This is a genomic window from Turicibacter sp. (assembly GCF_017941855.1).
GTDB lineage: Bacteria > Bacillota_I > Bacilli_A > MOL361 > Turicibacteraceae > Turicibacter > Turicibacter sanguinis.
Genome location: NZ_JAGAVR010000064.1, coordinates 1 through 9,383 on the forward strand (window position 1 = coordinate 1; position 9,383 = coordinate 9,383).

At 36.5% G+C, this 9,383-nt stretch carries 11 protein-coding genes; all 11 read left to right on the forward strand.

Going from position 1 to position 9,383, the window contains the following annotated elements; genetic code table 11:
* The first annotated feature begins 192 nt into the window (after window positions 1-192).
* The 11 genes from J6D32_RS08305 (at window position 193) to J6D32_RS08355 (ending at window position 9,036) form a co-directional block, all read left to right on the forward strand.
* Entirely contained in the window at window positions 193-1,608 is a 1,416-nt protein-coding gene (locus tag J6D32_RS08305; protein WP_132942816.1) for a glycoside hydrolase family 1 protein, read from the forward strand.
* 83 nt (window positions 1,609-1,691) lie between these two features.
* The gene (locus J6D32_RS08310) at window positions 1,692-2,084 is read left to right on the forward strand and encodes a hypothetical protein (RefSeq protein ID WP_009607200.1); all 393 of its coding nucleotides are present in this window, start codon (window positions 1,692-1,694) and stop codon (window positions 2,082-2,084) included.
* A gap of 236 nt (window positions 2,085-2,320) precedes the next feature.
* A complete protein-coding gene (locus J6D32_RS08315) occupies window positions 2,321-3,295 on the forward strand; it encodes a metal ABC transporter substrate-binding protein (RefSeq protein WP_129821591.1) in 975 nt (324 codons plus the stop codon).
* A gap of 1 nt (window position 3,296) precedes the next feature.
* Entirely contained in the window at window positions 3,297-4,007 is a 711-nt protein-coding gene (locus tag J6D32_RS08320) for a metal ABC transporter ATP-binding protein (protein WP_006784245.1), read from the forward strand.
* Complete coding sequence (locus J6D32_RS08325) at window positions 4,000-4,821, forward strand: metal ABC transporter permease (protein WP_009607198.1); 822 nt, start codon at window positions 4,000-4,002, stop codon at window positions 4,819-4,821. The genes J6D32_RS08320 and J6D32_RS08325 overlap by 8 nt, the downstream gene beginning before the upstream one ends.
* A gap of 390 nt (window positions 4,822-5,211) precedes the next feature.
* Window positions 5,212-5,850, forward strand: coding sequence for a metal ABC transporter ATP-binding protein (locus J6D32_RS08330; RefSeq protein ID WP_006784247.1), 639 nt, complete (start codon window positions 5,212-5,214; stop codon window positions 5,848-5,850).
* Entirely contained in the window at window positions 5,851-6,678 is an 828-nt protein-coding gene (locus tag J6D32_RS08335) for a metal ABC transporter permease (protein WP_006784248.1), read from the forward strand.
* The gene (locus tag J6D32_RS08340) at window positions 6,678-7,172 is read left to right on the forward strand and encodes a TIGR03943 family putative permease subunit (protein WP_009607206.1); all 495 of its coding nucleotides are present in this window, start codon (window positions 6,678-6,680) and stop codon (window positions 7,170-7,172) included. Before J6D32_RS08335 ends, J6D32_RS08340 begins: the two co-directional genes overlap by 1 nt.
* 55 nt (window positions 7,173-7,227) lie before the next feature.
* A complete protein-coding gene (locus J6D32_RS08345; RefSeq protein WP_006784250.1) occupies window positions 7,228-7,881 on the forward strand; it encodes a Crp/Fnr family transcriptional regulator in 654 nt (217 codons plus the stop codon).
* 53 nt (window positions 7,882-7,934) lie between these two features.
* On the forward strand, window positions 7,935-8,468 hold the full coding sequence (locus J6D32_RS08350; RefSeq protein WP_324249878.1) for a YeeE/YedE thiosulfate transporter family protein: 534 nt from the start codon (window positions 7,935-7,937) through the stop codon (window positions 8,466-8,468).
* A gap of 1 nt (window position 8,469) precedes the next feature.
* Complete coding sequence (locus J6D32_RS08355; protein ID WP_055163748.1) at window positions 8,470-9,036, forward strand: YeeE/YedE thiosulfate transporter family protein; 567 nt, start codon at window positions 8,470-8,472, stop codon at window positions 9,034-9,036.
* Window positions 9,037-9,383: the final 347 nt, after the last annotated feature.

The following is a 9,383-nucleotide window of genomic DNA, read 5'->3' on the forward strand; positions in this document are numbered from 1 at the left end:
CAAAATAAAAGATACGAAGAGATTAATGAATATCACGATTTATACAAAAAGTTTTTGTAACACTGTTTCAGTTTTAAATCCTATTTAGTTGATGATTTTGAATCATTCAACCAGGTCTTTTGACATCTATTGAAACGAAGGAATTGGGTGTGATATAAGGGAAGCATCACAAAAGTAAAGGATGTGTCAGACATGACGAAACGTTTCCCAGACGGGTTTTTATGGGGAGGAGCGACAGCTGCTAACCAATTTGAAGGAGCTTATAACGAAGACGGAAAAGGTCTTTCAACACAAGACGTCGCACCTAAAGGAATCATGGGGCCGATTACAGAAGAGCCAACTGTTGATAATATGAAGTTAGTGGGAATAGACTTCTATCACCGATATAAAGAAGATATTAAACTGTTTGCTGAAATGGGATTTAAAACCTTCCGTTTATCAATCGCTTGGTCGCGAATTTTTCCGCAGGGGGATGAGGCAACGCCAAATGAAGCGGGATTACAATTTTATGATAACGTGTTTGATGAATTAGCGAAGTACGGAATCGAACCATTAGTCACTATTTCTCACTACGAAACGCCATTACACTTATCAAAAAAATACGATGGATGGGTGAGTCGTGATTTAATCGGTTTCTACGAAAATTATGTTCGTACGATTTTTACACGTTATAAAGATAAAGTAAAGTATTGGTTAACATTCAATGAAATTAACTCCGTGTTACATGCGCCATTCTTAAGTGGTGGAATTTACACAGATAAATCAAAATTGACAAAACAAGATTTATACCAAGCCGTGCATCACGAATTAGTGGCTAGTGCCTTAGCCGTGAAAATTGGTCATGAAATCAATCCAGATTTTAAAATTGGATGTATGATTTTGAGTATGCCAACTTATCCACTGACACCCAATCCAGATGATATGATTGCGGTGATGAAAGCAGAACATATGAACTATTTCTTCTCAGATGTTCATGTGAGAGGGGTATACCCAGGTTATATGAAACGCTATTTCCGTGAAAATAATATCGAAATTAAGTTTGCAGAAGGTGATGAAGAAATCCTTAAACATACGGTGGACTTTATCTCATTTAGTTACTACATGAGTATCTGCGAAACCGCTGATCCAGCCAAAAAGGTAGCTGGTAAAGGAAATATTATGGGGGGAGTTCCAAATCCAACCCTTAAAGCATCTGAATGGGGATGGCAAATTGATCCTCAAGGATTACGCTATGTCTTAAACCAATTCTACGACCGCTATCAATTACCATTATTCATTGTTGAAAATGGATTAGGAGCAGTCGATGTGTTAGTTGAAGATGAACATGGAAATAAAACAGTTATGGATGACTACCGTATTAATTATTTAAACGATCACTTAGTTCAAGTACGTGAAGCCATCGAAGATGGAGTAGAGGTAATGGGCTACACATCTTGGGGATGTATTGATTTAGTCAGTGCCTCAACTGCTGAACTAAAAAAACGTTACGGATATATTTATGTGGATCGTCATGATGATGGGTCAGGAACGTTAGAACGTTATAAAAAGAAATCGTTCTATTGGTATAAAGAAGTGATTGCGACAAATGGTGAGAGCTTGACTGAATAAAAATTAAAACCGCGAAAAAAATCGCGGTTTTTTTAACATGATAGGTGTATAATGATTTTAAGTGAATAAAGTGAGGTGTTATTGTGGAGTGGTTTAAACGATTTATGGAAGGACGAACAGGGGTTGATCATTTCTCGATTGGACTACTGTTTTTAAGTATTTTTATCACATTAATTGGTCAATTATTAGGATGGAAATGGCTAATCATCTTAGCTTGGATTCCATTAGTTTATTGTTATTACCGTATGTTATCTAAAAATAAAATGAAGAGACACCAAGAAAATATCTTGTTTTTAAGATATTGGTATCCGATTCAGACGAAAATGATAAATAAATACCGCCAATTTAAAACAAAGCGTCAGTATCGATATTATAAATGCAAGGAATGCGGACAAGAATTACGTGTTCCAAAAGGAAAAGGAAAAATTGAGATTACTTGTCCAAAATGTCATCATTCTTTTATTAAGAAAACTTAAAATGATATAAGCCCAGATTAGTTTTGGACACTTTGAAAAATTAACGCGACTTATCTATTTCATCGGTAAAAAAATATTTCTGTTTCAAACTAGGAAGCTAATTTCCTAGTTTTTTTGACGTTGTATGAGTGATTGCACATATATTCATTTAATTGATAATGGCTATCATTTGAATGAAGTTATGCTATAATAGACATAACATAGAGAGTATGACTTTTTTTAGGAGGTATTTAAAGTTGAAGAAATTGATATATATGATGTCTATCATGATGAGTTTAATTTTAGTCGGATGTAGTGGAGAGTCTAAAACCACGTCAACATCAGATACTGATCAATTACAAATTGTCACGACGTTATTTCCACAGTACGATTTTGCGCGTCAAATTGCGGGTGATAAAGCAGAGGTAACATTATTATTACCTCCAGGGATGGAGTCCCATTCTTATGAACCGACACCGGCGGATATTATTAAAATCAATAAGGCAGATTTATTTATTTATACAGGGGAATCGATGGAGACATGGGCTCATAAAATTGTTGAAAGTATTGACAGTCAGGATGTTTATGTTTTAGATGTTTCACAAGGTGTGACTTTACTTGGAACAGGAATTGAGGAAGAAGATGATCATGACCATGAAGCAGAAGATCACGATCACGAGGAAGAAGAACATACGGCAAATGATGGACATAATCATACGTATGATCCACATATCTGGACAAGTCCTAAGAATGCAAAAGTGATGGCAAATAATATTTTAGAAGCTTTATGTGAGATTGATCCAGAGAATGCAGATTATTATGAAACAAATGCAGAGGCTTATCAATTACAATTAGATAAATTAGACCAGGAGTTACAAGATGTAGTAGCGAATGCTAAACGTACAACGATTTATCATTCAGGACGATTTGCCCTGCAGTATTTAATGAAAGACTATGGAATTGATTATGTATCAGCTCCATTTGAAGCAGAACCAAGTGCAGCATTAGTAGCTCAGATGATTAGTGAGATTAAAGCTAATAATATTCCGGCTATTTATTATGAAGAATTAATTGATCCAAAGATTGGTCAGATGATTAGTGAAGAAACAGGTGCGCAGTTGTTATTACTTCATTCTACGCATAATGTTTCAAAAGAAGATTTTAATAATGGGGTAACGTATGTCTCATTGATGCAACAAAATATTGAAAATTTAAAAGTAGGGCTTGATTAAGATGAGTATTTTAACCTGTAAAGAGCTTAATGTTTCGTATGATCAAACACAAGCTTTAAAAGATGTCAGTTTTGAATTAAATGAAGGGGATTATCTCTGTATTGTTGGGGATAACGGGTCTGGTAAAAGTACGTTAATGAAATCAATTTTAGGATTGGTTTCTCCTAAGTCAGGAAGTATTGAGTTTAGTTCTTCGTTAAAGCAAAATGAAATTGGATATCTTCCACAACAGACGATTGTACAACGTGATTTTCCTGCATCAGTTTATGAAGTCGTGTTATCAGGTTGTTTAAATAAGCGCGGATGGCGTCCCTTCTATTCAAAAGCAGATAAGCAACGCGCGATGGAGAATTTAAAGAAATTGAAGATTGAAAATTTAAAGAATAAGTGTTACCGCGATTTATCAGGAGGTCAACAGCAACGTGTTTTAATTGCAAGGGCGCTTTGTGCTTCTGAGAAAGTGTTATTACTTGATGAACCGGTGACGGGACTTGATCCAATCACCACCGCGAATTTGTATCAATTGATTGAGGAATTGAATAAAGAGTATGGCATGAGTATTATTATGGTCACACATGATATGAATAGTGGACTTAATCATGCAACAAAGATTTTACAATTGAAAAAAGAAGTATTATTTTATGGGACGCCGGCAGAGTATTTGTGTCACACGAATGCGTGCCGTCATGTAGGAGATATTAAGCATGATTAGTATTTGGCAGGAAATGTTTTCGTATAGTTTTATGGTTCGTGCGATTATTGTTGGGAGCGCGGTGGCACTATGCTCAGCTTTACTTGGGGTGAGTTTGGTGCTAAAGCGTTATTCAATGATTGGTGATGGATTATCGCATGTTGGGTTTGGAGCCTTATCCATCGCAATGGCGATGAATTTAGCGCCACTTCAGATAGCAGTACCGGTTGTGGTCGTGGCAGCCTTTTTCTTACTTCGTATTAGTCAAAATAGTAAGATTAAAGGGGATGCAGCCATTGCATTGATTTCGAGTACATCCATTGCGATTGGGGTAACGGTAACGTCGTTAACAACTGGTTTGAATGCAGATATTAATAGCTATATGTTCGGAAGTATTTTGGCAATGACGAAGAATGATGTAAATATTAGTATTGTGTTATCGGCAGTGGTATTTATTTTGTTTGTGGTATTTTATGATCGTATTTTTGCAACGACATTTGATGAAAACTTTGCTAAAGCAACAGGTGTTAAGGTAGAACTTTATAATATGTTGATTGCTTTTTTAACGGCTATTACAATCGTATTAGGCATGCGTATTATGGGAACAATGTTGATTTCTTCGCTTATTATTTTCCCAGCTTTAACTTCAATGCGTGTGTTTAATAGTTTTAAGTCAGTGATTATTTCTGCTGGATTTGTTTCAGTTGTTTGTTTCTTTATTGGAATGACATTGTCATTTTTATACTCACTCCCAGCAGGAGCGAGTGTTGTCATTGTGAATGCCGTTGTATTTATTCTATTTTCATTGATAGGATGGGTAACAAAACGTATATAAAAGGATTGCCCTTAAAGGGCAATCCTTTTTTTATGAAGGGGGGAGAGCTTATGATGAGACAATATAAAGATAGATGGGCGTTTTTAATATGTCTTTTTGTTTTGTTTTCTTATCTAATGGTGAGTTTACATCTGTCTATTGAACCAAATCACCATTGTGAGGAAGTCACTTGTGTGGTCTGCTCCTTAACAAAAGATAAGATGGAATCGCCACTGCCCACAAATCCTCTTCTAAGGGTTACGCTACTCATTGTTTATTTCTTGCTGATGAGGGGGACTATAGATAACCAACTTATCAAAGTCTTTACTCCTATTACATTAAAAGTCAAGATGCTAAAGTGAGCATGATTTTAAACTGATAAATGTGATTAAAAAGGGAGGTATTAGACACGTGGAATTATTACATGTTGAAGGTGTTTCATTTTCATATGATCAGTATACAGTCATTAAAAATCTTAGTTTTAAAGTTCATGAAGGTGACTATGTGTGGGTGATTGGAGAAAATGGAACAGGGAAAAGTACGTTGATAAAGGGGTTATTAAATTTAAAGAAACCAAGTAGTGGGCAGATTATATTTAATGAGACATTAAAACAATCTGAAGTAGGGTATTTACCTCAACAAACCGTGATTCAAAAAGAGTTTCCGGCTAGTGTTTGGGAGATTATTTTATCAGGATGTTTGAATCAGTGTGGATGGCTACCGCTGTATAAGAAATCAGATAAAGAGCGAGCTGTAAAGTGGATGAAAGAGTTAGGAATTTATGAGTTGCGTGATTGTTGTTATCGTGAATTATCAGGCGGACAACAACAACGTGTCTTGTTAGCAAGGGCGTTATGTGCAACGAAGAAATTATTGATTTTAGATGAGCCGGTAGCTAATTTAGATCCGAAGGCAACGCAAGATTTTTATCGCTTAATGCATCGAATTAATCAAGAAAATAAGATTGCAATTGTGATGGTGTCCCATGATATAGAAAACAAAATAGAGCATGCAACACAGGTCGTTCATCTGAAAAAGGGGGAATTCTAAATGATTGAGATTTTAGTTGAGATGTTTTCGTATCCCTTTTTAGTACGGGCGATGGTTGTCGGTCTATTGGTTTCACTTTGCTGTGCGATGCTTGGGGTAAGCTTAGTTTTGAAACGCTATTCGATGATCGGGGATGGATTATCGAATGTTGGATTTGGGGCGTTGGCTGTTGCCTCTGTTTTAAATGTGGCACCCTTATCATTTGCGATTCCGGTTGTGGTAGCGGCAGCATTTTTCTTGCTGCGAATGAATGAAAATAGCTTAATCAAAGGCGATGCTGCGATTGCATTAGTTTCAACAGGCTCATTATCTATTGGGGTTTTGGTGATGTCTTTAACGACGGGGATGAATTTAGACGTGTGTAATTATATGTTTGGAAGCATTTTAGCAATGACACAGTCAGACGTCTATTTGAGTATGGTTCTTTCAGCTTTAGTCTTACTTTTATTTATTTTGTTTTATCATAAAATGTTTGCGATTACGTTTGATGAAACATTCGCGAAGGCAACGGGGATTAGGGTTGGCTTTTATAAAATGTTACTTGCTGTGTTAACAGCATTAACGATTACGCTTGGGATGCGCTTGATGGGAACTTTGTTGATTTCTAGTTTAATTGTATTTCCTGCCTTAACAGCGATGCGATTATGTCGTTCATTTAAATGGGTCATGATTCATTCGATTTTTATTTCATTTATTTGTTTCTTTTTAGGGTTAGTGATGTCTTATTTAGCCGCAACACCGCCAGGTGCTAGTGTAGTTGCGATGAATATTGTGATGTTCTTTATTTATTCGTTACTATCTTTTGTGAGTAAAGGGGTGAAAAGGTAATGAAACGATTGGTTTTATTTTTAATGTTGACGATGATTAGTTGCTCAGGATGTAGTCGTATAACTGAGACACTTGAATTTGTTGAGCCAGAAGTATTAGAAGCTGACTCTTTAACTTTAGGAACTGAGGTTGAGGAAAAAGGAATTTTAGAGATTCGAGAAAAGTATTTCTTACTTCAGATTTCTGATATTTTCTTTAATTTTGATTTGTATAAGGATCGTGTTGTCAAGGTAGAAGGTCTTTATGGTGTTGATTATGATAGTGATGAACCAGAATTTCATGTTGTGTATCGATTCGGACCTGGTTGTTGTGGGGATGATGGCTGGGGTGGCTTCTTTTTAAATTATGAGGGAGAGTGGCCAGCAGTGGATGATTGGATTGAAGTGATTGGAACGCCAAGAATAGAGGAAGGAGAGTACAGGGATTATTTGTATTTAGATGTCATCAGTATAACGGTTAAAGATGAAGTCGGTGAAGTGTTAGTTTATCAATAAAAGGTATATAATAGGATTGCAAGGTGCAATCCTATTTTGTTTAGGAGGGGTCGAGATGTTAGAGTTGTTAAAAAAGGATTATCCATTTTTAAAGAAATTAGATGAAGAGGCTCTAAACCAAATTCAAAAACATCTTAACGGACGTCAATTTAAAGCGGGTGAGATGTTAATCAATGGAAGTCAGGCTTGTTGGGGATTTTCATTTATCCTAAGTGGGAAGCTTCGTGTCTATCGATTGAATGAGGAAGGGCGTGAGGTGACGCTTTATCGTTTAGAAAAAGGGGATAGTTGTTTTATGACCGTGATTTGTGCGTTAGCTAAATCACAGACATATGCGTATGTGAAGGTGGAGGAAGATTGTGAGTTGGCGATTATTCCAATGCCGATTTTTGAGAAGTATTTAATGAATCATCCGACTTATTTACAGTTTTTATTTCAAAATTTATATGGCAAGTTTACGAGTGTGGTCACGACGCTTGAGCAGATTAGTTTTTCAAGCGTTGAGGAACGGGTACTTGGTTATTTGAAGCAAAATAGTCATAAGCAATCGGGGCGTGTGACGTTTTATAAGACGCATGAGCAGATTGCATTTGATATTGGGACGTCACGTGAGGTCGTGAGTCGGACGTTAAAAGCGATGGAGCGTAAAGGATTGATTCAACTAGAGCGTGGAAAAATTGTGGTACTAGAGATGGAGAGCATTCTGTGACTTTGTCACGGAATGTTTTTTTATTTTGTATATACTAGATTCATAAAGGAGTGATGAAGATGCCAAAATGGATGAAGGCAGCTATAATTTTAGCTTTATCGTTTTTCTTAGCGATTTGGTTGGTAAAGCCAGTCGGGGTTTCAACTCAGTTTAGTGTACTAAGTGGAATCATTCATACCGCGATTAATCCTGACGCCTTAGAGGAAAATGCATACTATCAAAAGGACAATGGGAAGATTGCAGAGGAAATTCAACATCCCTGGAACTATAATTTTGTGTTTGTATTAGCGATTCCGGTGGGAGGATATATAGGTTATCGATTAGATTCAAAACGTCGTGAGATTAAAAAGGACGCTTCTTGTTCAGTGAAGCAAAATGTATGGCGTACTTATGTGCTACCGTTTATTGGTGGAATCTTATTGTTATATGGAGCGCGTATGGCAGGCGGTTGTACGAGTGGTCATATGATGAGTGGGATGATGCAAGGAAGTGTGAGTGGTTATGCTTTTGCGGCTTCAGTATTTGTGGTTGCCATACCGACAGCACTGATTGTGACTCGATTACGTCAAAGAAAGGAGAGCCTGTAAGATGATGATTGTCTTAGCTATTTTATTAGGTGGATTTTTTGGATTTGCGTTATATAAAGTGGGAGCAGCTAATATGGATAATCTAATTTCAATGTTGAGTTTTCAAAATTTAACTTTGATGAAAATTATTGTGTTTGCAATTGGATTGGCGAGTGTTTTATTATCTATTTTTTATGGATTCGGATGGTTTGATGTTTCTCATTTAAGTGTTAAGCCACTTCATTTAGGCGTTGTAATCGGTGGTTTAATTTTTGGGCTTGGATTTGGATCAGTTGGAACGTGTCCTGGAACTTGTGTTGCAGGTGCGATGACCGGTGGATTTAAAAAAGCAATCAGTGCCATTTTAGGTGGACTAGCTGGAGCTTTCTTATTTTCAATAAGTTATGGATGGTTAGCCAATCAAGGTTTCTTTGAAATCATGAATTTAGGAAAATTAACACTATTTCACGTGTCTGAACAATATCCATCCGTTTTTAATATAGGATATATTGGACTGGCTATGGTTGGAGTAGTATTTATTTTAGTAGCAACTTTCATCCCAGTTTATCCGTTTAACAAAAAAAGCTGAGACAACCGTTTTGATGCTTGAAAAAATGCAAGAAAGTAAATAGGGTTTCGATGTGTGAAACCTAAGTTGCTTTCGATTTTTCTCAAGCGTTAGGTTGTGGAAGCTAGATTATACAAAAAAGGCTGAAAGAGGCGATTAACATCCGCTGAAATTTGATGAGAGTCCGTAGTGGCATAGGCACAAGTAACTATCGAGAATTTGCCAGGATGTTGCCACTTGAAGCTGGATTACAAAAAAAGCTGAGACAACCGTTTTGATGCTTGAAAAAATGCAAGAAAGTAAATAGGGTTTCGATGTGTGAAACCTAAGTTGCTTTCGATTTTTCTCAAGCGTTAGGTTGTGGAAGC

What these genes read in the sequence shown, in the direction of transcription:
- J6D32_RS08305 (WP_132942816.1), top strand. Translation starts at nt 193, where the DNA reads ATGACGAAACGTTTCCCAGACGGGTTTTTATGGGGAGGAGCGACAGCT.
- J6D32_RS08320 (WP_006784245.1), top strand. Translation starts at nt 3,297, where the DNA reads ATGAGTATTTTAACCTGTAAAGAGCTTAATGTTTCGTATGATCAAACA.
- J6D32_RS08325 (WP_009607198.1), top strand. Translation starts at nt 4,000, where the DNA reads ATGATTAGTATTTGGCAGGAAATGTTTTCGTATAGTTTTATGGTTCGT.
- J6D32_RS08335 (WP_006784248.1), top strand. Translation starts at nt 5,851, where the DNA reads ATGATTGAGATTTTAGTTGAGATGTTTTCGTATCCCTTTTTAGTACGG.
- J6D32_RS08340 (WP_009607206.1), top strand. Translation starts at nt 6,678, where the DNA reads ATGAAACGATTGGTTTTATTTTTAATGTTGACGATGATTAGTTGCTCA.
- J6D32_RS08345 (WP_006784250.1), top strand. Translation starts at nt 7,228, where the DNA reads ATGTTAGAGTTGTTAAAAAAGGATTATCCATTTTTAAAGAAATTAGAT.
- J6D32_RS08350 (WP_324249878.1), top strand. Translation starts at nt 7,935, where the DNA reads ATGAAGATGCCAAAATGGATGAAGGCAGCTATAATTTTAGCTTTATCG.
- J6D32_RS08355 (WP_055163748.1), top strand. Translation starts at nt 8,470, where the DNA reads ATGATGATTGTCTTAGCTATTTTATTAGGTGGATTTTTTGGATTTGCG.